The sequence below is a fragment of the Faecalibacterium sp. OM04-11BH genome (genome assembly GCF_003482185.1).
In the GTDB taxonomy this organism is placed as follows: domain Bacteria; phylum Bacillota; class Clostridia; order Oscillospirales; family Ruminococcaceae; genus Faecalibacterium; species Faecalibacterium tardum.
On sequence record NZ_QULS01000009.1, the window covers coordinates 79,688 to 103,674 of the forward strand.

A 23,987-nucleotide genomic window follows, 5' to 3' on the forward strand; every position below is an offset into this window, starting at 1 on the left:
GCTGCGGGTTTGATTTTTTGGCCGTTTTCATGTAAACTAAAAGATAACCATGCCCGCGTATTTTTTGCCCGGCAGAACCCTGCAAAACGCGCAACGCATGGGATAAAAATTGCTAAAAATAACGGAGCGTAATAAAATATTATGGCCATCGTAAGTCCTTCGATTCTTTCTGCTGATTTTGGCAAGCTGGGTGCAGACTGCCGCATGGTGCTGGACGCCGGCGCACAGATGCTGCACTACGACGTGATGGACGGGCATTTTGTGCCCAACATCAGCTTTGGCGTGCCGGTGCTCAAAAGCCTGCACAAGGCGCTGCCGGATGCCTTTTATGACGTGCATCTGATGATCAGCCACCCGCTGCAATACGCCGAGCCCTTCATCAAGGCCGGTGCGACCCTGTATAACTTCCATCTGGAGTGCGAAGATGATATTCAGGCCACCATTGACGCCGTGCGTGCGCTGGGCTGCAAGGTGGGTCTGACCATCAAGCCCGGCACCCCGGCCGAGGCGCTGGCACCGTGGCTGGAGCAGCTGGATCTGGTGCTGGTGATGAGCGTGGAGCCCGGCTTCGGCGGGCAGAAGTTCATGCCCTCGGCGCTGGATAAGCTACGCTGGCTCAAGGCAGAGCGGGGAGCACGCGGCCTTTCCTACCTGTTGGAGGTGGACGGCGGCGTGGATGCCGCCACCGCACCCCTGTGCGTAGAAGCCGGTGCCGACGTGCTGGTGGCGGGCAGCGCCGTGTTCGGCGCTGCCGACCCCGCTGCGGCTGTGGGCGCACTGGCCAGCCTGTAAGGAGGCCTGTATATGGATGAAGCTTTGATCCAAGAGCAGGAACGACAGCTGCAAAAGACCGGCCGGTACTACGAGCACGTTTTCTGGCTGTGTGTGCCGCTGCTGTGCATGGCCTGCTATTTCTACGGCGCACGTCCGCTGCTGCTGTGCGGCATCGCCCTGCTTACCGGCAACCTGTGCGACCGTCTGGTGGCGCTGCTGCGCCATCGGGTGTACACCAATAAAGATCTCTCCAACGAGAGTTTCAGCCTGATCATCGCCCTGCTCATGCCCGCCACCGTGGACATCTATGTGCTGGTGGTGGCGGTGCTGGCGGGCGTGCTCATCGGCAAGGAGGTCTTTGGCGGCTACGGCAGCTACCCCTTCAACCCCGCTGCCGTGGGCTACGCCGTGGCGGCGGTATCGTGGCCGGAGCAGGTGGTGCGCTACCCGCAGCCCTATACGCCGCTGCCCCTGTGGAACGCCTCTGCCGTGCCGGTGAGCAGCACCATCGAGGATACCCTGCGCAGCGGCGGTATCCTGAACCTGAACGCCCTCGCCATCGCGCTGGGCGAGTTTGCCGCCCCCATGGGCACCGGCGCAGCGCTGGTCATTCTGGCCTGCGGCCTTGTGCTGTGGACCCAGAAGGACGTGCACATCGGCGCATCAGCGAGCTTTCTCATCACCTGCGGGCTCATCGCTTTCTTCTTCCCGCGGCAGGTAGGTCTGGCAGACAGCACCATCTTCAGCAGCCTGCTGCCCCGCTTGCAGGGCGTCCGGGACGAGCTGCACACCGGTGCAATGCTGTTCTGCGCGGTGTTCCTGCTCAACGAGCCCTACACCTGTGCCCATCACCGGCTTGGGCGCATCCTGTACGGCGCACTAGTGGGCATCGCCACCATGGGCTTCCGCTATTTCGGCGTGTACGAGACCGGCGTCTGCTTTGCACTGCTGGCAGTCAACAGTGTGTCCGCGCTCATTGACCGCACCGAGGAGCGGCTGTACCGTCTGCTGCACCGTCTGCCGTCCGAACGAAAGGAGGCTGCGGAATGAAAAAGCGTACTGCGGAGCTGATTTTAAAAGATCCCGAAAAGTTTGCCCATCACGACCGCGTATTTCTGAATAACCCGGTGGTCATGCAGGGCATGGGTCTGGCACCGCTGGTGGTCGTGGCTACCACCGGCCAGAACAGCCTGATGCTGGCGGCGGCGGTGGCGCTGCTGCTGGTGCCCTCCCGCGTGCTGGCCTGCCTGCTCAGCCGCCTTGTGCCCCTGCGGGACGAGGAGCCCACCCCGGAGCAGCTGCAAAAAAAGCTGCTGCCCCGTGCACTTTTGTACGCGGCCAGCGCCGCTGTGGTGTATCTGGCGGCGTATCCCATTTTGAACTTTGTGTTCGGCACCGGTCTTTTGAATCTTGGCATCTACCTGCCCATGCTGGTGGTAGAGCCGCTTTTGACCTACCGCTTCGGCCGCGTGCAGGAGACGGTGCACAAGGCGGTTTCCAAGGGTGTGCGCATCACCGTGGGCTACGCGCTGCTGCTGCTCGTGGTGGGCGTGGTGCGCGAGTGGCTCAGCCTTGGCACCGTGTTTGGTGCCCCGGTGGGACGCTGGGCGCTGCTGCCGCTGGCTAAGATGCCGGCGGGCGGCTTTATCGTGCTGGGCATCCTGTGCGCCATCTGGCGCGCTGCCGCTGCAAAGCGCAAGGAATATCTGCAAAAGGAAGCGCGGGATACCCTGACCGTGCACTACCAGAAGGAGGCGGACCGCGAACCGTGAAGGAAGTTGTAAGCAGTTCGGCAGTGTTTTTCAGCTATGCACTGCTGGCTATTTTTGCACAGAACGCTGTCTTTACCCGTGCACTGGGCGTGTCCCGCATGGTGCAGCTGGTGGGGGACGACCGCACCAGCAGCGCGTTGTTCGGCATGATGCTGTGTATCACGCAGGTGCTGGTGGCGCCGGTGGCTTTCCTTGCCGGGCGGTTCATCGCCCCGCTGGATAACCGCGCCCAGCTGCGCCCGCTGGTGTATATCGCCAGCATTGCCGTGGTGTGTCTGGCGGAGCATCTGGTGCTGTGGCTGCTGCGCAGCCTGCCCCGCCGCGCCCAGCTGCTGCGCATCGTGCCGCTGGCCGCGCTGAACAGCGGCGTGCTGGGCACGGTGCTGGTGGAGCGTACCCAGAGCTTTACCCTTGGCGAAAGCCTTGGCTTTGGCCTTGGCAGCGGCCTTGGCTATGTGCTGGCGGTACTGCTGGTCACCGAGGCGCGCCATCGCCTGCGCAGCAAAGCTATCCCCAAAGCATTCCGCGGCCTGCCCATCACGCTGGTGTATATCGGCGTGCTGGCGCTGGCAATCTATGGCTTTACCGGACATTCCGTTATCCTGTAATGCAGACAGGGAGGAAAGGATACCATGGCTAAGTATAAACGTCAGAAGGTCAAGCATTATCACCGCAGCTTTTACAGCCGAGAAATGCGCGTCAAGCGCGGCATCGGCATTGCGGTGCTGGTAGTGGCAGTGCTGGCAGCAGCATGGTTTGCCGCACCCCATGTGCTGGATTGGGCCACCCACACATGGTATACCGTGGTCAAGGACCGGGACCTCGAGGCCGAAAGCGCTTCCCGCGCCGAGGCAGCAGCCTCCTCTGCGGCGGCAAGCAGCGCTGCCGCCTCGCAGGCAGCGTCGTCTGAACCGGAGCCGGAGGAGGAAAAGCCGCTGGACGGCAAGGCCATTACCGGCGGCAGCTGGGCAGAGCTGGATGTGACCGCCCTGACCGATGATGCCGCCATCCGCGCCGCCGCCCGGCAGCTGAAGCAGCAGGGCGCAGACTACGCCCTTGTCACCCTGAAGGACGCCGCTGGCACGGTGTACTACGCTTCCGGCGTGGCAGCTGCTGCGCAAAGCATCACCGAAAACCCGGTGGATGCGGCCAATATCGCTGCCATCCTGCGGGAGGAGGGCATCATCCCGGCGGCGCAGCTTGCCGCCTTTACCGACCCGGTGTCGGTGTACACCGACCGCAGCATGGGCGTGCACTACGACGGCAACAGCCTCTGGCTGGACAACGTCAGCGCAGCCAAGGGCGGCAAGGCGTGGATGAACCCCTTTGCCGCAAGTGCGGTGCAGTATATCGGCGACCTCATTGAGGAGGTGCAGGGCATGGGCTACGAGCAGGTGGTGCTTACCGGGGTGCAGTTCCCCAACATCATCACCCGCAAGCAGGACTTCGGCGCTTCCGGCGGCAAGAGCCGGGAAGGGCGCGCCGCCCAGCTGACCGCTGATATCGCCGCATGGCAGACCCGCTTTGCAGGCAGCGTGACCCTGTGGGTCAGCTACCCGGACGCACTGTGCACCGCTGCCACCGATGCCCTTGGCACCACCGGTACGTCCCTTGGCATGGAAAACCTGCTGGTCACCAGCAGCACCGAACTGGATGCGGACAGCCGCGCTGCGCTGGAGCAGGCCGCTGCCGACGCCGGTGTGCAGCATCTTGTGGTGCACGACACCGCAGCGTTCCGCTGAAAAGCGGCTTTTATCGCAAGTTAAAAATTAGCGCAACATTCAAACAGCATATTTGCGATATGCAATTCAACGTTGTTGCTGTTGCATTAAAAAAGTTGAATTGCAATAAAGAGGGGAGGAAACGACTATGAAACCGACTATCTGTTTTGCACCCGCACACATCCTGCTGCCTTCGGAGCAGGTGCCGCTGGAGCAGTGGGGCTGCATCGCCTGTGACCAGTTTACCAGTGACCGCAGCTACTGGCAGCGGGCAGAAAAGACCGCTGCGGGTGCGCCCAGCACCCTGAACCTGATCCTGCCGGAGGTGTATCTGGAGGACGGAGACGCCGACGCGCGGGTGGAAAAGATCCACGCCACCATGCAGGATTACGCCAAAAATGTGCTCACCCGGGCGGTGGACGGCTTTATCTATGTAGAGCGCACCGAGCAGAGCGGCCGGGTGCGGCAAGGTCTTGTAGGGCGTGTGGACTTGGAGGCTTACAGCTACCGCCGGGGCGAAAAATGTGCCGTGCGCCCCAGCGAGTGCACGGTGGAAAGCCGCATCCCGCCCCGCATGAAGGTGCGCACCGGCGCTGCGCTGGAAACGCCCCACATCATGATGCTGGCAGATGACCCGGACTGCACCCTCATCGAGCCCATTGCCGCCCACAAGGACAGCCTGTCCAAGGTGTACGAGGGTGAGCTGATGCTGGGCGGCGGCCATGTGGCAGGCTGGGCGGTGGAGGACCCCGCCCTCATTGCACAGATTGAAAATGCGCTGACCGTGCTGGGCAGTCAGGAAGAATTTGACAAGAAATACCCCGATGCCACCCGCCGCGACCCGCTGACGCTGGCTGTGGGCGACGGCAACCACTCGCTGGCCACCGCAAAGGCCTGCTGGGAGGAGCTGAAAAAGACCCTGACCCCGGAGCAGGCAGAAAATCACCCCGCCCGCTGGTGCTTGGCAGAGGTGTGCAACGTGCACTCCCCGGCCATCGAGATCGAGCCCATCCACCGGGTACTGTTCAACGTGGACTGCGCCACCGTGCTGCTGAGCCTGATTACATGGAGCGATGCCAACATGGCAGGCTGCTGCTTTGGCGGCAGCAAAAAGCAGCCCTTTACGCTGGCAGGCCCCCACATGGCCAATGTGCTCAGCTTTGAGGACCCCACCGAGCCGCTGACCGTGGGCACCATCGACGATTTTATTTCGGATTATATCGAGCGCCACCCGGAAGCAAAGGTGGACTATGTGCATGACGAACCGGCTGTGCGCGCTTTGTGCAAGCAGGGCGCGGTGGCGTTTTTGATGCCGCCCTTCGCCAAGAGCGACCTGTTCCGCGGCGTTGTGATGGGCGGCGTGCTGCCCCGCAAGACCTTCAGCATGGGACACGCGGAGGAAAAGCGCTACTACATCGAGTGCCGGAAGATCACAGAATAATAGGAGAACCATGACATTTAAAGAACTGAATCTGTCCGCCCCGCTGCTGCGCGCTGTGCAGGAAGCGGGCTACGAGACCCCCTCGCCCATTCAGGCAGCGGCCATCCCGCCGGTGCTGGCAGGCCGGGATCTGATGGGCTGCGCCCAGACCGGCACCGGCAAGACGGCGGCTTTTGCGCTGCCCATGCTGGACCGGCTCACCGCCAATGCGCCCCGCCGCAAGGGTGCTGTCCGCGCACTGATTTTGACCCCCACCCGGGAGCTGGCTTTGCAGATCGGCGAAAGCTTTGAAGCCTACGGCAAGTACCTGAAACTGCGCAGCACCGTCATCTTTGGCGGCGTGGGACAGGCACCGCAGGTGGAAGCGCTGAAAAAGGGCGTGGACATCCTCATCGCCTGCCCGGGACGGCTGAACGACCTGATCGGGCAGGGCTTTATCGACCTGTCCGCACTGGAAATTTTTGTGCTGGACGAGGCCGACCGGATGCTGGACATGGGCTTTGTCCATGACGTGAAAAAGGTCATTGCAAAGCTGCCCGCCCAGCGCCAGAACCTGATGTTCAGCGCCACCATGCCCGCCGAGATCGAGCAGCTGGCCGCCGGCATCCTGCGCGACCCCGCCTTTGTCAAGGTGGACCCGGTGTCCAGCACCGTGGACCGCATCCAGCAGAGCCTGTACTATGTGGAAAAGGGCAACAAAAAGCTCTTGCTGCCGTGGCTCATCAAAAATTTGCAGCCGCCGGTGGTCAACGCACTGGTGTTCAGCCGCACCAAGCACGGCGCGGATAAGATCGCAAAAGACCTGACAAAGCAGGGCATCCCCGCCGCCGCCATCCACGGCAACAAGAGCCAGACCGCCCGCGTGACCGCGCTGGAGGATTTCAAGTCCGGCAAGACCCGGGTACTGGTGGCCACCGACATCGCCGCACGCGGCATTGATATCAGCGAGCTTTCCCATGTGTTCAACTACGACCTGCCCGAGGTGCCGGAGACCTATGTGCACCGCATTGGGCGCACCGCCCGCGCCGGTGCGGACGGCACCGCCGTCAGCTTCTGCGCCCCGGAGGAGCAGGAGTATCTGGCAGGCATTGAAAAGCTGAACCGCCGCAAGATCCCGGTGGTATCCGGCCACCCGTGGGACGGCGTGCCCGCCCCGGTGCGCCCCGTGCTGCCCGTGCGCGGCAAAAAGCCCCGCCCCGAAGCAGAAAAACAGGCCGAAACTGCGCCCGCAAAAGCTGCAAAGGCAGCTGCGCCCGCGCCGAAGCAGGAGCCGAAGGCCGCAAAGAACGCGGTGCCTGCAAAACCGAAAAAAGAGGAAACATTGATGCAAGACAGCAACGCAAAGCGCGGGGTCCGCAACGACCGCCGCGCCAACAACCGGGGCGCAAACGCCCCCAAGGAGGCTGCAGCGCCTCGCGCCCGCCGCGAGAATGCCGCCCCCGCCCGGGGCAGCAACGTCCAGCCCAAGTTTGACCCCCATTTTGTCAGCGCCCCGGAGGCTACTCCGCTGCGCCCGGCACGCAAGACTCCTGCTGCTCCGGCAGCACCTGCGATCCGCAGCGCACAGGAGCCCCAGAATAATCAGAACGCAAACCGCAGCGGCAGCCGCCGCAATGACCGCAGCGAGCAGCGCGCTGCCCAGAGCAACAACGCCCGCCCTGCCCGTAACGAGCGCGGCAGCGCAGGCAATCAGAACCGCACCGGCAGCGTACCCCGCGCTCCCAAGGCCGAGCCTGCCCGCCGTGGCCGCAATGCTGCCGCCCGGGACGAGGACCCGGGGCTGATGCTCATCAGCCGCCGCCCGCCCCAGCAGAAGTACACCAGTTTTGAGGAGTATATGGACGCCCACGGCGGTGCCACCGCACCCATTGAGGACCACAGTGAAGAAGTATGAGCCGGAACGAAGCCTTTGCCCCGTGGCAGTGCCCTCTGTGCGGCGGCGTACTGCAAGGGAAAACTGACCTGAAATGTGAAAAAGGCCACTGCTTTGACCGCGCCCGGGAGGGCTACTGGCATCTTTTGCCGGTGCAGAGTATGCGCACCAAAGCCCCCGGGGACAGCAAGGAGATGGTTGCCGCCCGCCGCGCCTTCCTGAACGCCGGATACTACGGCATTTTCGGGCAGGCGCTGGGGGAGCTGTGCCTTGCCCACGGCGTACCCGCCGCCCCGGATGCTCCGCTGCATCTGCTGGATGCGGGCTGCGGCGAGGGCTGGTACGACCGCTGCATCGCGCAGCAGTTCGCGGCGGCGGAAAAACCGTTGCAGCTGGCTGGGTTCGATATCGCAAAGCCCGCCGTGCGCTTGGCTGCAAAGGCGCTGCCTGCCGCGCAGTATGCAGTGGCGTCCAGCTTCAGCCAGCCGGTACGCACCGGCTGGGCAGACGTGCTGCTGAACTGCTTTTCGCCCTTTGCGCAGGAGGAGTTCAGCCGGGTGCTGCGCCCGGGCGGGCGCATGATCTACGTTGTGCCGGGGGCAGAGCATTTGTACCAGATGAAGGCCGTGCTCTATGAAAAGCCCTATAAGAACCCGGTGCAGCAGGTGGAATACCCGGGCTTCCGTGCCATCGACGAGCGGGAGGTGCAGGGAACCATCACCGTGCCCGCCGCCCAGCTGGAAGCCCTGTTCGCCATGACCCCCTACTACTGGAAAACGCCCCGCGACGGTGCTGCCCGCCTTGCGGCTCTGCCGCAGCTCACCACCACCATCGCCTTCCGCTTTCTGGTGTTTGAAAAGCTGTAATAATACAAAAAAGGACTGCCGTGCAGATGTACGGCAGTCCTTTTTGTATACTGGGACGATTTTAAATGCGCGCTGCTCCAAACACTGTTTTCACAGGAGGGGTTTGGAACGAACTCCCTCAGTCAAAACCTGACGGCTTTGCCAGCTCCCTCTGGGAGGGAGCCTTTGGCATAGTGGCACAGTTTCCGGCTCAAGCGCAAAGTTTGCGGGCGTGCCCGCTCCCCCTTGGGGGAGCTGACGCGCAGCGACTAAGGGGCTTCAAATCGGCGGAGCCGGAATAAACGGTTAAAAGATCTTCACGCCGAACAGGCGTGGATCTTCAGCTTTTTCCGGTGCAGCCCTCCTCTTTGGGGTTAAAAGGGGCGAGCAGCCCCTTTTTCGTGGCTCCAGCGCGTCGAAATCGCTGGCACTTTTCTGGTTCTCTTTTGGTGTCAAAAGAGAACATCCCTCGGCAACAACTTCTGCTCCAGCGGAGCGCATTTTGAATCGTTATGTATGATACTCCATCCACTTGCCCTTCCACGCATACAGGATCATGAGCAATGCGCCCAGACCCCAGCTGACGGGGTAGAGGATGAACACGCCCTCGATGCCAGAGAAGAAGGGCAGCAGAAACTGGATCCACACCACACGGAACAGGCACAGCGAGACCAGCAGCACCACCATGGGCGGGATGCTGGCACCCGTGCCGCGCACGGCACCGGCAAGGCCGTGCAGGATGCTGAGCAGGAAGTAGAACGGGCAGAACCACCGCATGGCCAGCTTGCCGTAGGTGACCACGGCCTCGTCGGCGGTGAACAGGTGCAGGATGGCATCCTGCCCGGCCAGCAGGGCAGCGCCGGTGCAAAGGGTGTAGAGGACCCCGATGGCAATGGTGACCCACACCGAGCGCTTTACCCGGTCCAGACGCCCCGCGCCGTAGTTCTGCCCCACAAAGGTGGTGGCGGCCATGCTGATGCTGCTGACGGGCAGAATGTTGAAGCCATCGATCTTCATATAGGCTGCAAAGCCCGCCATGGCGGCGGCACCGTAGCTGTTCACGCTGGCCTGCACCAGTACGTTGGAAAAGGAGATGACCATGTTCTGAATGCCGGTGGGCAGACCCACTCGGATGATGCGGCCTGCCATTTTGCGGTGCAGCCGGATGGCGGAAAGCTCCACCCGGCAGGCGTCCTCGCTTTTCATCAGAAAACGCAGGCTCAGCACGCAGGACACCAGCTGGCTCAGGTCTGTGGCGATGGCAGCGCCTGCCACCCCCATCCGCAGCCCTACGATGAACACAAGGTCCAGCACGATGTTGGTCACCGATGCCCATGCCAGATACACCAGCGAGCGCCGGGAGTTGCCGGCGGCGTTCAGGATGCCGGCGGTCATGTTATACACCACGCTGAACAGCACGCCGCCAAAGTAGATGCGGATATAGGTCACAGCGTCCGCCAGCACCTCGGCGGGGGTATTCATGGCCACCAGCAAAGCGCGCCCGCAGGCAACGCCGCCCACCGTCAGCAAAAGTCCCATGACCACCGCAATGGCAAGGGAGGTGTGCACCGCCTCGCGGGTCTCCTTGTGGTCGCCCGCGCCCAGATACTGCGAGACCACCACGCCCGCACCTACGGCCAGTCCCTGACTGAAGCCGATGAGCAGATAGATGGGCGAACCACTGGAACCCACAGCGGCAAGGGCATTGCTGCCCACAAAATTGCCCACGATGATGCTGTCGGCGGTGTTGTACATCTGCTGCAGCAGGTTGCCGAAGATCAGCGGCAGGGCAAACAGCAGCAGGCTTTTTACAATGCTGCCCTCGGTCATAAGGGTAGCGGTATTCCGTGTTTTTACGGCGGCCATGGGGTTCCTCCTCTCAGCGCAAAAAATCGCTTGTACCCCTTAGCATAGCACAAACCCTGCCCCGGGACAAGGGGCAGGGCTGACGATTTTAAATCGTTTCACCCGCCGACAACAGCGGCGGCGCGTGGCTGCCGTACAGCTTGCGGGCAAGATAGTTCTGGGTGATGCGCACCACCGTGCCGGACAGCGCCACTACGCCGATGAGGTTCGGCAGCATCATCAGGCCGTTGAAGGTGTCGGAAAGCGTCCATGCAAGGTCCAGCCGCATCACCGCGCCTACCGGCATCAGCGCTACGAACAGCACCCGGTAAAATGCCCCTGCCCCTGCGCCGAAGAGATACTCCACGGCCTTGCAGCCGTAACAGCTCCAGCCCAGCACGGTGGAATAGGCGAACAGCAGGATACACACCGCGATGAGCTTTGACCCCAGCGTGCCGAAAACGGCGTCAAAGGCCTGCCCCACCAGCGCACTGCCCGCCGCCCCGGCGGCGATGCGCCCGGTGTCCAGATCCACAAAGCCGGAGGTCAGCACCACCAGCGCTGTCAGGGTGCACACCACCATGGTGTCCGCAAACACCTCAAAAATGCCCCACATGCCCTGCTGCACCGGCTCTTTTACGTTGGAAGCCGCGTGTACCATCACCGAGGAGCCAAGCCCGGCCTCGTTGGAAAAAGCACCCCGCTTGAAGCCCCAAGTGACCGCCCGGGACAGCCCGTAGCCCACCATGCCCCCACCGGCGGCGCGCAGCCCGAACGCGCCCTTTACGATGGCGGCAAGCGCCGCCGGGACGGCGGTGATATGCACCCCCACCACGGTGAGCGCACCCACGATGTACAGCAGCGCCATGGCGGGGACAAGCCTTTCCGCCACCGCAGCTACTCGCTTCAGCCCGCCCAGCAAAATTACCGCCGATACTGCCGCCAGCACCGCGCCGGTAGCAGTCTCCGGCACGCCAAAAGCCGCCCGCAGATTGCCCGCGATGGAATTGAGCTGGCTCAGGTTGCCGATGCCAAAGCTTGCCAGCGCACAAAACGCGGCAAACAGCACCGCCAGCACCCGCCCCGTCTTGCCGCCAAGGCCGTCCCGCAGGTAGTACATCGGCCCGCCGCGCCAGCCGCCCGCCGGGTCTTTGCGGCGGTAGTAGATGCCCAGCACGTTTTCGGCGTAGCTGGTCATCATGCCCAGCAGCGCCATGACCCACATCCAGAACACTGCCCCCGCCCCGCCGGAAAGGATGGCGGTGGCCACCCCCACAAGGTTGCCGGTGCCGATGGTGGACGCCAGCGCGGTGCACAGGCTCTGAAACTGGCTGATGGCCTGTTCCTCGCGGGCGGTATGGGCGGTGACGCTCCGGTCGGTCAGGATAGCACCGAGGGTGTGCCGCATCCAGTAGCCCCACTGCCGCAGCTGGAAGCCCCCGGTGCGCAGCGTCAGCAGCAGCCCGGTGCCGAAGAGCAGCCCCAGCCCCATCGGCCCCCACACGATGCCGTTCACGGCCTCGACTCCCCGCATGAACCGCTCTGGCATCCTGTGGCCTCCTTTGATGGTGAAAATTACTGTTAGACGGTGGATGTTCTCTTTTGACACCAAAAGAGAACCAGAAAAGTGCCAGCGCTTTCGACGCGCTGGAGCCACGAAAAAGGGGCTGCTCGCCCCTTTTAACCCCAAAGCGGAGGGCTACCCCGAAAAAAACTGAAGATTCACGCCTGTTCGGCGTGGAGATCTTTTAACCGTTTTTTTCGGCTCCGCCGATTTGAAGCCCCTCAGTCGCTGCGCGACAGATTCCCCTTTTTGTCACCTGCGGTGACATCTTCCCCCGGCCGGGGGAAGTCGGCCCTCTCGGGGGAGCAGGCACGCCCGCAAGCATTGCACTTGAGCCGGAAACTTTCCCGCTATGCCAAAAGCTCCCCCTTCGGGGGAGCTGGCATCGCGCAGCGATGACTGAGAGGGTTGGCGTCCCCTTGGGGGAGCTGGCACGGCAAAGCCGTGCCTGAGGGGGTCGTCTCCACCCCATTACCATCCTATGCAGCGCCATTACTCCTCATGCGGTGCGGGCAGCGGAGATTTATCGGGGTCGGGTGCGGGAAGAGGTTCCAGTGTCAGCCAGAAGTCCTCCTGCTCCTCGCGGTCTTTTTCGTTGGGGGTATTTGTTTTATCCATACAGCATCCCTGCCTTTCTGCATAAAGGGTCGCCCGGTGGGCTATGCTTTATGCACAAAAAGGAGGCAGAGCCATGAAACACGCAAAACGCAGCGGCTGGCGTCCCTTCTGGGCGGCGCTATGCGCCGCCCTGCTGGTGCTGCTGCCGCTGGTGGGCGGCACGGTGCTGCTCAGCCGCGCCCAGCTGCGCAGCAGCCTGCGGCAGGCCGCAAAAAGCCAGAGCGGGGTGCCCATCCGTCTGCCCAAAGCCGCCGACCGGTGCACCGTGCTGCTGTGCGTGGCAGACGAGACCCCGGGCTTTGTGCTGGCCTACCTGAACGCCGGGCAGAACTGCATCCATCTGCTGGCGGTGCCTGCCGCGCTGGAAGTGCCCTTTGGGGGCAAGAACGTCCCCCTTGCGGACTGCTACACCGCCGCAGGCCCCGCCCGCTGCCGGGAAGCGCTGGGCGAGGTGTTCGCCCTGCCGGAGGATACCGACTATCTTGCCATCGCCCCGGCGGTGCTGACAAAACTGGCGGCGCGGTACGGCGCAGTGCGGGTGGGCTTTACCGGGGCGCTCACCCCAGAGCAGCTGACGCGGTACGGCAAAGGCACCGGGGTGCAGGGCATCTCCGCCGCCGATGCTCACAGCTTTTTGGCGGCGCTGGATGCTGACACTTCTCTTTCGCCCCGGCGCAGCGCCGCCGCACGGGCGGCGGTGTGGGATGCGTTTTTCCGGCAGGCGCTGGAGCTGCTGCCCACCACCCTGCCGCAGGGTCTGCGGGAGGTGAGCAGCAGTCTGCTGACCAGCCTGACCGCCGTAGACCTTGCTACACTGGAACGCACGCTGGAATTTTTAGCCACCAGCGCCGAGCCGGTGGATATCACCGCTGACGCCCTGCCCGGGGACTGGGCAGGCGGGCACTATACGGTGTCTGATGCCTCCCGGGCGGCGGTGCAGAGCTTTTTCAACCTCTCCCCGGCGGCGGCGCAGTCTGCATCCGGCAGTGAGCCATAGCCCAGCACCAGCGTCCCGGCGGCAGAATGCGCCGTGCCGGTCAGGTCGTAGTCGCTCAGCAGGGAACAGCGCACCCCGTACTGCCGGGCAGCCGCCCGCAGGGCAGCGTCCGGCGGCGGGTCTTTCAGCTGTGCCAGCAGGTGCAGGCCGGTGTGCAGCCCCGCAAGGGTCAGCTCCTCCGGCGCAAAGGAGGTGCGCAGCGCCGCCACCAGTGCATCCCGCCGGGCTTTGTAGGCGGTGCGCTCCCGCGCTAAGTGCCGGGTGAAATACCCCCCGGTGATAAAGCGCGCCAGCGTCTGCTGCTCAAACCGCCCTACCGTGCCGGAGTACAGCCGGTACTTGGCCTGCCACGCGCCCAGCAACTGCCGGGGCAGCACCATGTAGGCGATGCGGATGCCCGGGGCAAGGCTGCGGGAGCAGGTGGACAGGTACACCACCGGGCCGTCTGCGCCCGCCATGCCCTGCAAGCTGGGCAGCGGGCGGGTGTCGAAACGGAACTCCGAGTCGTAGTCGTCCTCTATGATGTACCGCTGCCCCGGGGCGCGGGCCGCCCAGTGCAGCAGCTCCGCCCGGCGTCCGGCGGGCATGGTGACCCCGGTGGGGAACTGGTGGCTGGGGGTGACGTAGCACACCGCCGCATCGCTGGCAGAAAGGGCGGCAAGGGACAGCCCGTCCGCGTCCACCGGCAGGCAGCGGCAGGGCACGCCGTTGTTTTCCAGCACCTGCCGGGCGCGGGGGTAGCCGGGGGTCTCCACGGCAGCAGGGCCGGGCAGCAGCGGTGCCAGCAGCCCCAGAAGATATTCCAACCCTGCACCCACCACCAGCTGCTCCGGGTCGCACTGCACGCCCCGGTACTCGGCCAGATACCCTGCCAGCGCCTGCCGCAGGGCGGCATCGCCCCGGGCATCCCCGGGAGTGAGCAGTTCCGGCGCGGAATAGAGCAGTTCCTTTTGCAGCCGCGCCCATGTGCGGAAGGGGAACAGCCCCGGGTCCACGCCCCGGGTGGATAAATCAAACTGCACCGGCGGGGCGGTTTCGGCGGAGTGCTCTGCCGGCGGCGCGGGATGGGCGGCGGGCGGCTGCACCCCCTGCGGCAGGGCAAGATACTCCTGCACCGTAAAGCCGCTGCGCTCCCGGGCGGTCAGGTAGCCCTCGGCTGCCAGCATCTGGTAGGCGGTGTCCACCGTGTTCACCGAGATCGACAGCTCTGCCGCCAACCGCCGCTTGCCGGGCATCCGGGTGCCCGCCGTCAGGGTGCCCGCCCGCATCTCGGCGGCAAGGCTGCGGTAGAGCTGCTCGTACAGCGGCACCGCCGAAGCCGGGTCCAGCGCCGTGGTCAGATGTACCATAGAATGTCCCTCCCATCTGGGCATTGCGTTAAACTGACCCCATAAAAAAACTTTGTTCTGGGTATTTTCATAGGGTCAGTTCAGCGTATAATAGGAGCATACCCGCCGAACACCCAAATGTCAAGTGGTTTTGTGGGGTTATCGGCGCGATTGGAGGGAAAGTATCATGTCTACTACTGCAATGTGGCTGCTGCTGGCAGTCGTCGTTATCCTGATCCTGTTTTTCAGTGTGCTGTACAAGCGCCGCTTTACGGTGCACGAGCTGGCACTTACCGGCGTGATGGCTGCGCTGAGCCTTGTGGCCTACCTGTTCTTCCGCATCCCGTTCTACGGCGGCTCCTCGTTCCATCTGGGCAACACCTTTACTGCCCTGACGGCGCTGCTGCTGGACGGTGTATCCGGCGGTCTGGCGGGTGCCATCGGTCTGGCGCTGGCAGATATCCTTGCCGGTGACCCGGGCTACGCCATTACCACCTTCGTGCTCAAGTTCATCATCGGCATCACCTGCGGTGCCGTGGCACATAAGGTGTTCAAGCTGCGGGATCAGGATCGTCACAGTGCCGGGTATCTGGTCAAGGTGATCGTCTCTGCGGGTTCCGGCCTGCTGCTGAACGTGTTCACCGACCCCTTCCTTGGCTACTTCCGCAACGTGTACATCTTTGGGCAGGAGTACACCGTGGCACAGGCGCTGACCAAGATCGCCGGCGGCGTCACCTTTGTGAACAGTGTGGCTTCCACTGCCTGCGCCGTGGTGCTGTATCTGGCACTGCGCCCCGCGCTGGAGCGTGCAAAGCTGCTTTCCAAGGGCGAGAACAAGTAAATAAAAAGGGATCCTGAAGCGCCAGCTGGCGTTTCAGGATCCTTTTTTTGTTACCGTTTTCGGCTGCAAAGGTGCTTTGCAGCGTCCCGCCCGGCGGCAAGGCCGCTGCCGAACGCCCAGTGCAGGTTGAAGCCGCCGCAGCTTCCGGCGCAGTCCAGCGTTTCGCCCACGAAGTACAGCCTCGGACAGCCCTTGAACTGGAAGGTCGGTTCCACCTCGGTCAGGGCAAGCCCGCCGCCGGTGGTCTGCGCCTGCCGCCAGCCGCAGGGGGTAAGCCCCTCGAACCGCCAGTGCTTGGCGGTGTGGGCAAGCTTCTGCCAGCTGCCTGCAGGCAGGGCGTGGGGGGTGGTATCCGGCAGGGCGGCGGCAGCCCAGAGGGCGCGGCCAAGCTTGCCGTGTAAAAGCCCTAGCCAGAACGCCGCCGCCGTGTCCTCGGCAAGCAGCGGTGCACGCGCCGCAAACAGGGCGGCAAGCTCTGTCTCCGGCACAGCGGGGAAGAGATCAAGCTCCACCGCCGGGTGCTTCGGGCTGCGCCCGGGGGCAAGCAGGCCGGACAGCTGCATGATACAGATGCCGGAAAGCCCGTAGTCGGTGAACTGCACCTCGCCCATTTCTTCAGCCAATACCCGGTCGCCGTCCAGCAGGCGGGCGGCGGCTTTGGCGCGGATGCCCGCAAGGCTCTTGTTCGGCTTTGCGCATTGCAGGGCGGTCAGGCAGGGGTAAAGCGGGCGCATCTGCCCGCCGCAGTCGGCGGCAAAGCGGGTGCCGAAGCCGTCCGTGCCGAACTGCGGCCCGGCAGCGCCGCCCATGGCGCAGATAACGGCATCTGCCCGCAGGCTTTCGGTGCCGCCCTCGGCGTTTGTAAACTGCACGGCGTAGCCGCCCTTGCTCTGCCGCAGAGTGCTTACCGTGCAGCCGGTGCGCAGCTGTACGGTGTGCCGCTGCAAATGCAGCTCCAGCAGCGCCAGCACGTCGGCTGCCTGATTGGAATAGGGGTACACCCGCCCGGCCTCATCGGTGCGGGTGTACAGCCCCAGCTGCTCAAACCACGTCAGCGGCGCGGCGGCATCCACCGCCGCCAGCAAAGGCCGCAGCGCGGCGGGGTCGGCGGTGAAGTATTTTTCCGGCGCGATGGCGGTGTTGTCCAGATTGCAGCGGCCGTTGCCGGTAGCCAGCAGCTTTTTGCCCACCTTGGGGTTGCGCTCCAGCACCGTGACGCGGGCAGCGGGTGCGGCCTGTGCAGCCGCCAGCGCAGCGGCCAGTCCGGCGGCACCGCCGCCCAGAATAAGGATGTGTGCCATGCGGACACCTGCTTTCTTTGGGTTTTATTCCTATTTATTGTAGCAGAACCCCGCCCGGAACGCAATGCGGCGGGCAAAGCAAAAAATGCGCTGCCGGTATAATTTGCCGCCGCTGACAGATACTACATACAAAGGAAACCGCAAGGAGGGCAAAATAATGAAAGCAACCGGTATCGTGCGCCGCATCGACGAGCTTGGCAGGGTGGTGATCCCCAAGGAGATCCGCCGCACCCAGCGCATCCGGCGGGGCGACCCGCTGGAGATCTTTACCACCGGCGACGGGGAAGTGATCTTTAAAAAGTACTCGCCCATGGGCGAGGTGAACACCCTTGCCGCCCAGCTGGCAGAGGTGCTCAGCCGCCAATTCGCACTGACCGCCTTTGTGTGCGACAGGGACCGCATTCTGACAGTCAGCGGCAGCGGACGGCGGGAGCTGACCGACCGCAGCATCAGCCAGCCGCTGGAAAAGCTCATGGAGGCCCGCAAGCCCTACCAGAGCCCCGGCAACCCGGAAAAGACCCTGCTGCCCTGCGAGGGCGCACCCCGGGTGTTGCTGTGCGCCGCGCCGGTACTGGCGGGCGGGGACGTGACCGGCGCGGTGGGTCTGTTGACCGAGGACCGCACCGCCTGCCCGGAGGACGCCCAGTGCAAGGCGGTTGCAGTGGCAGCGGCCTTTCTGGCAAAGCAGATGGAGGAGTGAAAACACCGCCGCCCGGCCTGTGAAAGCAAGCCGGGCGGCGGTGTACATGAAAGGATGAATGTGAGGATGATTATTTGGTGATGGTCACAGGCACTTTTTTCAGGCTGTTCCATGCGCGGATGATGCGGGCATTGGTCACCTTGGTGTCCGGGCCGAAGGTTGCGCCGTGGTCGGAGAGCAGACCCTGCTCTGCGCACCAGCGGGCGGCTTTCTGCTGCTCGATATTGTCAGCGGGGATATCGGTATACAGTGCGGTGCTTACGGGGTCGGGCTTGCCGGCAGTCGTCCACAGGACGTTTGCCAGCTCCTGCCGGGTAGAGGGGATAAAGCCGTCCGGCAGCGCATAGTGCAGGTACAGGGAAGAACCGTAGACATAGGTGGCATAACCCAGACCTGCAGTGCCCAGCACGATGCCAAGTGCGGCTGCGCCGGAAGAGAACGCCGGGTCAAGCTCGCCGGGGTCGTCCGTTGGGGGTGCCGAAGGCTCCTCGGTCACCAGAACGATCTTTTCAAAATTCTGCACAGGGATCTCGTAAATGTAGCTGTCGCTATCGCTGTCAGGGATGGGGAACTGTTCACCATCTGCAAGGTAATAGAGCAGTTTGGTATTGGTCTTTACGGTAATGGTATTGGCCTGCCGCTCAGACATACCGTGGGGCACATAAAGTTTGCTGTAGCCGTTTTCAGACCAGTCTCCATTTACAGGCACTTTGAAGGCTCGGTAACTCTGATCGCTCACAGTGGCAAAGGTCGTGTCGCTGCCTTCCGGCAGGGTGGGCTTGCTTACAAAATAGCCGCCGGTGATCTGAAGATTGGTCGGGTCGGTGTCGCTTACATTCACAGCTTGGGTAAACAGGCCGCCGGTGATGGAAAGCGGGGAGCGACATCTTTCGATGAAAACCTCGCCGTCAAACAGGCCGTCGCTGATGGTGATGGGGGCGTCATTATTCTCAAGCTTCATACTCTTTTCAAAGGTCCCGCCCGCGATCGTGGCCTCCGTGTCGGAGGAGGCGTATACCTCGACAACTTCCTCAAAGGTGCCGCCGGAGATGGTTCGGTAGTTGCGCACATCCCCTTGGAAGTTACCATTGGAGATGGTGCCGTAGTTGAACACCTCCCCTTTGAAGGTGCCGTCGGAGATGACGCCGGGGATGGACATATTATTGTTGTCGTAGCTGTAGTTGTTGTTCACCTCTCCTAGGAAGGTGCCGTCGGAGATGGTGCCCCAGTTGACAACAGCCCCTTGGAAGGTGCCGTCAAGGATGACGCCGGGGATGGACCCCTGATCGTTGTAGTTGCGGTGGTTGTACACCATCCCTTGGAAGGTGCCGCCGGAGATGGTGCCGTCATTGCTGGTTTCACCGCCGACGGTGCCGCTGTTAAATTCGGCATCTTTAATACGGAGAGTTGCCTGCAATGCGCTTTCAGCCTCGGCCTCCGAGGAGGGCTGCAGGGCAAAAACGCCATTGTACAGCCAACAACCGGAGTCAGCGCTGTAGTACCAATGGGTACCGTCGCCGCTGCCTGCGGGCGTGCCATCGGCGTTCAGCTGGATGGTAATGCTATCGGCGGTGCCGTTCTCCGCGTCCAGATCACGGCTGCTGCGGGTGGCGGCTTCCTCCTCGGTGCTGCGGGAGGCGTCGGCCTCCTGTACAAGGGGTGCAGCCTTTTTGGCCGTGGTCTGGGCAGGTGCATCAAACACCGGGGCGGCTGCCAGTGCAGACACCGGCAGCAGGGACAGCAGCATACTGCCGGTCAGCAGGATGCTTACAATGCGTTTGGCTTTCATAAAATTTCGCTCCTTTCGTGTGGGGTTTATACGGGGTGTCGTTACTATAAATATACCACAAATTGGGCAAAAACAAAAGAAATTCTGCGCGAATGGGGGTTAAAACTGCGCGAATGGCTGAAAAGGAGGGAAAACTAAAACACTGCTGCCCGGGGATGTTCTCTTTTGACACCAAAAGAGAACCAGAAAAGTGTGCGCTTTGCGGGGTGACTTTCTGCCTGCCTTCAGCGTGCAGGGACGCTCCGCTGGGCCAGAGGCAGGGAGGGGTGTTCCGACTCCCCCCTCCCTACCTCTGGACTCCACCCGCCCCGCAACGGGCCAAGGGCTGCACGCCCTTGACAAACCTAAAGCAGAAGTCGAAGCACAAAAAAGCTAGCGCTGCGCCAGTCGGCGCTATCGCTTTAACGCTTTTTCGCTTCTCCATCCATAGCCCCTCAGTCGCTGCGCGACAGCTCCCCCAAGGGGGAGCGGGCACGCCCGCAAACTTTGCGCTTGAGCCGGAAACTATGCCACCATGCCAAAGGCTCCCTCCCAGAGGGAGCTGGCAAAGCCGCAGGCTTTGACTGAGGGAGTTCACACCCCCTTTATGACAGAATTATGAATCTTTATAAACATTTTTGCAAAGGGCTTGACAGCAGGGCAAAAACGGTTATAATGGTCTTAGCACTCAGGAACAAGGAGTGCTAAACAAACAAAAGCAATACAAAAAGGAGGCAGGCGCTATGACGATGGATGCACGCAAGCAACGGGTCTTGCAGGCAATCGTGGCGCTGTATGGCCTTGAGGGCGAGCCGGTGGGCAGCAGCGTGCTGGCAAACTACTTTGACATGGCAGTGTCCAGCGCAACGCTGCGCAACGAGATGGCGGCGCTGACAAAGCTGGGCCTGCTGGAGCAGCCCCACACCAGCGCAGGGCGTGTGCCCAGCGCCAAGGGCTACCGGTATTATCTGGACAATCTGCTGACCGATGATCAGCCGCTGGACCGCGTTACCCGCGCCCGGGTAGATGCGGTGTTCGCCAGCCTTGACCACGAGCCGGAAAAGCTGGCACAGGGCGCTGCCAAGGCGCTGGCCGCCATCAGCGGCTGCACCGCCGCCGTCAGCACCCCCTGCGCCGAGGATCTGTGCATCGCCCATTACGAGGTGGTGCAGGTGGGCCGCAGCGCAGCCGCAGTGCTGGCTGTGACCACCGCCGGCTACGTCCGCACCCGGGTGGCGCGGGTACGCACCGGGCTTTCCCGGGAAAATGCAGCTGCCCTTGCGGCGCTGCTCAACCGCAACCTTACCTTTGTGGCGCCGGTGGATCTTTCCACCCGGATGCTCAGCGAGCTGTGCAGCCAGATCGCACCGGAGCTTGTGCCGGTGGTCAGCGCCGCAGCCGCAATTTTGCAGGACAGCGTAAAGCCCCATGTATTTCTGGGCGGCGAGCAGTACCTGCTGGACTGGCCGCAGCTGGACGGCCGGGTGGGTGATATCCTTACCCTGCTGAACGACGAAGAACAGGCCGCAGACCTGATCGCACCCCCGGAAAACCGCAGCGAAAGCGTGCTGCTGGGCGAGGATCTGGAACCGCAGATCCCCGGGCTGTGCATCGTGAGCGACCGGTATCTGGTAGGCGGCGGGCTGTGGGGCTCCATTGCCCTGATCGGCCCCACCCGGATGCCCTTCCAGAAGCTGATGCCCCTGCTGCACGAGTTTGCAGACCAGCTGGGCGAGGGCATGAGCGGCAAACGAAAAGACACCCCGCAGGCTGCCGTACCACGGCGGACTGTGATCTATAAGGAGGATCTGGAATGAGCGAAGAAGCAAAGAACACGGTGCCCGAGACCGAGCAGCCGGAGACTGCCCCCGAGGAAAAGACTGCTGCCGCAGCGCCCGAACAGGCTGCTGCCGAAGCTGCCACCGAAGAGGACAAGAAGAAGGACGGCGGCTGGTTCAACAAGAAGGCCCGGGAGATGGAAGCCATTAAGGCAAAGCTGGATGCAGCGGAAAAGAACGCCGCACAGGCCAAGGATCAGCTGCTGCGCATGGCTGCCGAGTACGACAACTACCGCAAGCGCTCCACCCGCGAGGCCGACCAGAAGTTTGGCGACGGTGTTTCCCATGCAGTGGAAAAGATCATCCCCATTCTGGATACGCTGAATATGGCTGCCAACGCCCCCACCACCGATGAGAACTACAAAAAGGGCGTGGTCATGACGCTGGATAAGGCGGCAAAGGCACTGGAAGCCCTCCATGTGGAGGAGATCGAGGTGCTGGGCAAGCCCTTTGACCCCAACTTTATGAATGCTGTGCAGCAGATCCCCGCCCCGGACGGGCAGGAGAGCGGCACGGTGGTCACCGTTTTCCAGAAGGGTTACAAGCTGGGTGACAAGATCATCCGTCATGCAACCGTTGTGGTGGCTGAATAAATAAGCCGAACCTCCCGCAAGGGAGTTTGCAATAACATCCGCTTGACATCATCATAAGCATCATATAAACAAGATTTGTTCTTTCGAGAGGAGACTTCATTATGAGTAAGATTATTGGTATCGACCTTGGTACTACCAACAGCTGCGTAGCTGTTATGGAGGGCGGCGAGCCTGTTGTTATCGCCAACTCTGAGGGTGCCCGCACCACCCCGTCCGTTGTCGGCTTCACCAAGACCGGCGACCGTCTGGTAGGTCAGGTTGCAAAGCGTCAGGCTATCACCAACCCCGACAACACCGTTTCTTCCATCAAGCGTCAGATGGGCACCGACCACAAGGTGACCCTGAACGGCAAGGAGTACACTCCCCAGCAGGTCAGCGCTATGATCCTGCAGAAGCTGAAGGCTGATGCCGAGGCTTATCTGGGCGAGACCGTCACCGAAGCTGTCATCACTGTGCCTGCCTACTTCAACGACAGCCAGCGTCAGGCAACCAAGGACGCAGGCACCATTGCCGGTCTGAACGTCCGCCGTATCATCAACGAGCCCACCGCAGCTGCTCTGGCTTACGGTGTGGATAAAGAGGACGACCAGAAGATCATGGTCTACGATCTGGGCGGCGGCACCTTCGATGTGTCCATCATCGAGATGGGCGACGGCGTTACCGAGGTTCTGGCAACCAACGGCGATACCCATCTGGGCGGCGATGACTTCGACCAGCGCATCATCGACTGGATGGCAGACGCCTTCCAGACCGAGAACGGCATCGACCTGCGCAAGGACAAGATGGCTGCACAGCGTTTGAAGGAAGCTGCCGAGAAGGCTAAGATCGAGCTGTCCAGCGCAATGAGCAGCCAGATCAACCTGCCCTTCATCACCGCCGATGCTACCGGCCCCAAGCACTTGGATATGACCCTGACCCGCGCAAAGTTCAACGAGCTGACCGCTGATCTGGTCGATCGTACCATGACCCCCGTGCGCAAGGCTCTGCAGGATGCAGGTCTGCGCGCTTCCGACCTGAAGAAGGTGCTGATGGTCGGTGGTTCTACCCGTATCCCCGCTGTCTACGACGCCGTGAAGAAGGAACTGAACTGCGAGCCCTTCAAGGGCATCAACCCCGATGAGTGCGTGGCTGTCGGTGCTGCTATTCAGGGCGGCGTTCTGAACGGCGAGAAGAAGGGTCTGCTGCTGCTGGATGTCACCCCGCTGAGCCTTGGTATTGAGACTCTGGGCGGCGTGTGCACCAAGATCATCGACCGCAACACCACCATCCCCACCCACAAGAGTCAGGTATTCTCCACCGCAGCCGACAACCAGCCCTCTGTTGAGGTCAACGTGCTGCAGGGCGAGCGTGAGTTTGCCCGCGACAACAAGAGTCTGGGTGTGTTCCATCTGGACGGCATTGCTCCGGCTCCCCGTGGCGTGCCTCAGATCGAAGTTACCTTCGATATCGATGCCAACGGCATCGTGAAGGTCAGCGCTAAGGATCTGGGCACCGGCAAGGAGCAGAACATCACCATCACCGCTTCTACCAATATGTCCAAGGAGGACATCGACAAGGCTGTGAAGGAAGCTGAGCAGTTTGCTGCCGACGATAAGAAGAAGCGTGAAGAGGTCGATATCCGCAACGGTGCCGACCAGATGGTGTTCCAGACCGAGAAGATGCTGAAGGAGAACGGCGACAAGCTGCCCGCAGACGTGAAGAGCGATGCCGAGGCAAAGCTTGCTGACCTGAAGACCGCTGTCCAGTCCGGCAACGTGGACGACATCAAGGCAAAGCAGGAAGCCCTGAGCCAGGTGTTCGAGAAGATGTATCAGGCAGCCGCTGCCGCACAGCAGGCCGCCGGTGCACAGCCCGGTGCCGACGCAGGCGCAGCCAACGCAAAGCCCAACGATGACGGCGTTGTGGATGCCGACTTCAAGGAAGTCTAAGTTTGACACAAAGCGCTGTGTCCGGCCAAACCGGCGGGCACACGCGCAATAGAGCAAAAGCCGCTCCGGTTTAGGCCGGAGCGGCTCTTGCTGGTTTATAGAATGTAAACCCTCTCAGTCATTGCTTCGCAATGCCAGCTCTCCCGATGGGCGAGCTTTTGGCGGTGAGGACAAGTTTCCCTTCTCGGTCTAAGCTCCCCCCTCGGGGGAGCTGGCGCGGCAGCGCCTGAGAGGGTTTCG

General features: G+C 62.5%; 20 protein-coding genes. 14 read left to right on the top strand and 6 right to left on the bottom strand.

Features of this window, described 5'->3' with window-relative positions:
* The first annotated feature begins 141 nt into the window (after window positions 1-141).
* The 8 genes from rpe to DXB44_RS09345 all read left to right on the top strand — a co-directional run bounded on the left by rpe (window position 142) and on the right by DXB44_RS09345 (window position 8,447).
* On the top strand, window positions 142-792 hold the full coding sequence (gene rpe / locus DXB44_RS09310) for a ribulose-phosphate 3-epimerase (RefSeq protein WP_118658524.1): 651 nt from the start codon (window positions 142-144) through the stop codon (window positions 790-792).
* 12 nt (window positions 793-804) lie between these two features.
* Window positions 805-1,824 (top strand): RnfABCDGE type electron transport complex subunit D, encoded by a 1,020-nt coding sequence (locus DXB44_RS09315; RefSeq protein WP_118658525.1) that lies wholly within the window; start codon window positions 805-807, stop codon window positions 1,822-1,824.
* On the top strand, window positions 1,821-2,546 hold the full coding sequence (locus DXB44_RS09320; RefSeq protein ID WP_118658526.1) for an Rnf-Nqr domain containing protein: 726 nt from the start codon (window positions 1,821-1,823) through the stop codon (window positions 2,544-2,546). Before DXB44_RS09315 ends, DXB44_RS09320 begins: the two co-directional genes overlap by 4 nt.
* Window positions 2,543-3,154: an Rnf-Nqr domain containing protein gene (locus DXB44_RS09325; protein ID WP_118658527.1), complete on the top strand. Its 612-nt coding sequence runs from the start codon at window positions 2,543-2,545 to the stop codon at window positions 3,152-3,154. The genes DXB44_RS09320 and DXB44_RS09325 overlap by 4 nt, the downstream gene beginning before the upstream one ends.
* A gap of 24 nt (window positions 3,155-3,178) precedes the next feature.
* Window positions 3,179-4,288 (top strand): putative glycoside hydrolase, encoded by a 1,110-nt coding sequence (locus DXB44_RS09330; RefSeq protein WP_118658528.1) that lies wholly within the window; start codon window positions 3,179-3,181, stop codon window positions 4,286-4,288.
* A 127-nt stretch (window positions 4,289-4,415) separates the two neighbouring features.
* Window positions 4,416-5,708, top strand: a complete 1,293-nt coding sequence (locus tag DXB44_RS09335; protein WP_118658529.1) for a DUF1015 domain-containing protein — start codon at window positions 4,416-4,418, stop codon at window positions 5,706-5,708.
* Window positions 5,709-5,718: 10 nt separating this feature from the next.
* A complete protein-coding gene (locus DXB44_RS09340; protein WP_118658530.1) occupies window positions 5,719-7,602 on the top strand; it encodes a DEAD/DEAH box helicase in 1,884 nt (627 codons plus the stop codon).
* A complete protein-coding gene (locus tag DXB44_RS09345) occupies window positions 7,599-8,447 on the top strand; it encodes a putative RNA methyltransferase (protein ID WP_118658531.1) in 849 nt (282 codons plus the stop codon). Before DXB44_RS09340 ends, DXB44_RS09345 begins: the two co-directional genes overlap by 4 nt.
* 489 nt (window positions 8,448-8,936) lie before the next feature.
* Here the strand turns inward: DXB44_RS09345 and DXB44_RS09350 are convergent, their stop codons facing one another.
* From DXB44_RS09350 to DXB44_RS15000, 3 genes are all read right to left on the bottom strand, one after another.
* Window positions 8,937-10,292: an MATE family efflux transporter gene (locus tag DXB44_RS09350; RefSeq protein WP_118658532.1), complete on the bottom strand. Its 1,356-nt coding sequence runs from the start codon at window positions 10,290-10,292 to the stop codon at window positions 8,937-8,939.
* An 88-nt stretch (window positions 10,293-10,380) separates the two neighbouring features.
* Window positions 10,381-11,820, bottom strand: a complete 1,440-nt coding sequence (locus DXB44_RS09355) for an alanine/glycine:cation symporter family protein (protein WP_118658533.1) — start codon at window positions 11,818-11,820, stop codon at window positions 10,381-10,383.
* A gap of 507 nt (window positions 11,821-12,327) precedes the next feature.
* On the bottom strand, window positions 12,328-12,453 hold the full coding sequence (locus tag DXB44_RS15000; RefSeq protein ID WP_279220769.1) for a hypothetical protein: 126 nt from the start codon (window positions 12,451-12,453) through the stop codon (window positions 12,328-12,330).
* 73 nt (window positions 12,454-12,526) lie between these two features.
* Here DXB44_RS15000 and DXB44_RS09360 point away from each other — a divergent pair, with 73 nt between their 5' ends.
* Entirely contained in the window at window positions 12,527-13,450 is a 924-nt protein-coding gene (locus tag DXB44_RS09360) for a hypothetical protein (protein WP_118658534.1), read from the top strand.
* Here DXB44_RS09360 and DXB44_RS09365 read toward each other — a convergent pair.
* A complete protein-coding gene (locus tag DXB44_RS09365) occupies window positions 13,357-14,799 on the bottom strand; it encodes a PLP-dependent aminotransferase family protein (protein WP_118658535.1) in 1,443 nt (480 codons plus the stop codon). The genes DXB44_RS09360 and DXB44_RS09365 overlap by 94 nt on opposite strands.
* Before the next feature lie 166 nt (window positions 14,800-14,965).
* On the opposite strand from DXB44_RS09365, the gene DXB44_RS09370 reads away from it, so the two are divergent.
* Window positions 14,966-15,619, top strand: coding sequence for an ECF transporter S component (locus tag DXB44_RS09370; RefSeq protein ID WP_118658536.1), 654 nt, complete (start codon window positions 14,966-14,968; stop codon window positions 15,617-15,619).
* 50 nt (window positions 15,620-15,669) lie between these two features.
* Here the strand turns inward: DXB44_RS09370 and DXB44_RS09375 are convergent, their stop codons facing one another.
* Window positions 15,670-16,920 (bottom strand): aminoacetone oxidase family FAD-binding enzyme, encoded by a 1,251-nt coding sequence (locus tag DXB44_RS09375; protein ID WP_118658537.1) that lies wholly within the window; start codon window positions 16,918-16,920, stop codon window positions 15,670-15,672.
* Window positions 16,921-17,077: 157 nt separating this feature from the next.
* Here DXB44_RS09375 and DXB44_RS09380 point away from each other — a divergent pair, with 157 nt between their 5' ends.
* Complete coding sequence (locus DXB44_RS09380; RefSeq protein ID WP_118658538.1) at window positions 17,078-17,620, top strand: stage V sporulation T C-terminal domain-containing protein; 543 nt, start codon at window positions 17,078-17,080, stop codon at window positions 17,618-17,620.
* 70 nt (window positions 17,621-17,690) lie between these two features.
* Here the strand turns inward: DXB44_RS09380 and DXB44_RS09385 are convergent, their stop codons facing one another.
* Entirely contained in the window at window positions 17,691-19,409 is a 1,719-nt protein-coding gene (locus DXB44_RS09385) for a hypothetical protein (protein WP_118658539.1), read from the bottom strand.
* A 722-nt stretch (window positions 19,410-20,131) separates the two neighbouring features.
* On the opposite strand from DXB44_RS09385, the gene hrcA reads away from it, so the two are divergent.
* The 3 genes from hrcA to dnaK all read left to right on the top strand — a co-directional run bounded on the left by hrcA (window position 20,132) and on the right by dnaK (window position 23,747).
* Window positions 20,132-21,205, top strand: a complete 1,074-nt coding sequence (gene hrcA, locus DXB44_RS09395; protein ID WP_118658540.1) for a heat-inducible transcriptional repressor HrcA — start codon at window positions 20,132-20,134, stop codon at window positions 21,203-21,205.
* Complete coding sequence (locus DXB44_RS09400; protein WP_118658541.1) at window positions 21,202-21,819, top strand: nucleotide exchange factor GrpE; 618 nt, start codon at window positions 21,202-21,204, stop codon at window positions 21,817-21,819. The genes hrcA and DXB44_RS09400 overlap by 4 nt, the downstream gene beginning before the upstream one ends.
* A gap of 101 nt (window positions 21,820-21,920) precedes the next feature.
* Window positions 21,921-23,747: a molecular chaperone DnaK gene (gene dnaK / locus DXB44_RS09405; protein ID WP_118658542.1), complete on the top strand. Its 1,827-nt coding sequence runs from the start codon at window positions 21,921-21,923 to the stop codon at window positions 23,745-23,747.
* The last annotated feature ends 240 nt before the right edge of the window (window positions 23,748-23,987 follow it).

What these genes read in the sequence shown, in the direction of transcription:
- DXB44_RS09385 (WP_118658539.1), bottom strand. Translation starts at nt 19,409, where the DNA reads ATGAAAGCCAAACGCATTGTAAGCATCCTGCTGACCGGCAGTATGCTG.
- DXB44_RS09360 (WP_118658534.1), top strand. Translation starts at nt 12,527, where the DNA reads ATGAAACACGCAAAACGCAGCGGCTGGCGTCCCTTCTGGGCGGCGCTA.
- DXB44_RS09375 (WP_118658537.1), bottom strand. Translation starts at nt 16,920, where the DNA reads ATGGCACACATCCTTATTCTGGGCGGCGGTGCCGCCGGACTGGCCGCT.
- DXB44_RS09315 (WP_118658525.1), top strand. Translation starts at nt 805, where the DNA reads ATGGATGAAGCTTTGATCCAAGAGCAGGAACGACAGCTGCAAAAGACC.
- DXB44_RS09350 (WP_118658532.1), bottom strand. Translation starts at nt 10,292, where the DNA reads ATGGCCGCCGTAAAAACACGGAATACCGCTACCCTTATGACCGAGGGC.
- rpe (WP_118658524.1), top strand. Translation starts at nt 142, where the DNA reads ATGGCCATCGTAAGTCCTTCGATTCTTTCTGCTGATTTTGGCAAGCTG.
- DXB44_RS09340 (WP_118658530.1), top strand. Translation starts at nt 5,719, where the DNA reads ATGACATTTAAAGAACTGAATCTGTCCGCCCCGCTGCTGCGCGCTGTG.
- hrcA (WP_118658540.1), top strand. Translation starts at nt 20,132, where the DNA reads ATGACGATGGATGCACGCAAGCAACGGGTCTTGCAGGCAATCGTGGCG.
- DXB44_RS09355 (WP_118658533.1), bottom strand. Translation starts at nt 11,820, where the DNA reads ATGCCAGAGCGGTTCATGCGGGGAGTCGAGGCCGTGAACGGCATCGTG.
- DXB44_RS09335 (WP_118658529.1), top strand. Translation starts at nt 4,416, where the DNA reads ATGAAACCGACTATCTGTTTTGCACCCGCACACATCCTGCTGCCTTCG.
- DXB44_RS15000 (WP_279220769.1), bottom strand. Translation starts at nt 12,453, where the DNA reads ATGGATAAAACAAATACCCCCAACGAAAAAGACCGCGAGGAGCAGGAG.
- DXB44_RS09345 (WP_118658531.1), top strand. Translation starts at nt 7,599, where the DNA reads ATGAGCCGGAACGAAGCCTTTGCCCCGTGGCAGTGCCCTCTGTGCGGC.
- DXB44_RS09365 (WP_118658535.1), bottom strand. Translation starts at nt 14,799, where the DNA reads ATGGTACATCTGACCACGGCGCTGGACCCGGCTTCGGCGGTGCCGCTG.
- dnaK (WP_118658542.1), top strand. Translation starts at nt 21,921, where the DNA reads ATGAGTAAGATTATTGGTATCGACCTTGGTACTACCAACAGCTGCGTA.
- DXB44_RS09330 (WP_118658528.1), top strand. Translation starts at nt 3,179, where the DNA reads ATGGCTAAGTATAAACGTCAGAAGGTCAAGCATTATCACCGCAGCTTT.
- DXB44_RS09380 (WP_118658538.1), top strand. Translation starts at nt 17,078, where the DNA reads ATGAAAGCAACCGGTATCGTGCGCCGCATCGACGAGCTTGGCAGGGTG.
- DXB44_RS09320 (WP_118658526.1), top strand. Translation starts at nt 1,821, where the DNA reads ATGAAAAAGCGTACTGCGGAGCTGATTTTAAAAGATCCCGAAAAGTTT.
- DXB44_RS09400 (WP_118658541.1), top strand. Translation starts at nt 21,202, where the DNA reads ATGAGCGAAGAAGCAAAGAACACGGTGCCCGAGACCGAGCAGCCGGAG.
- DXB44_RS09370 (WP_118658536.1), top strand. Translation starts at nt 14,966, where the DNA reads ATGTCTACTACTGCAATGTGGCTGCTGCTGGCAGTCGTCGTTATCCTG.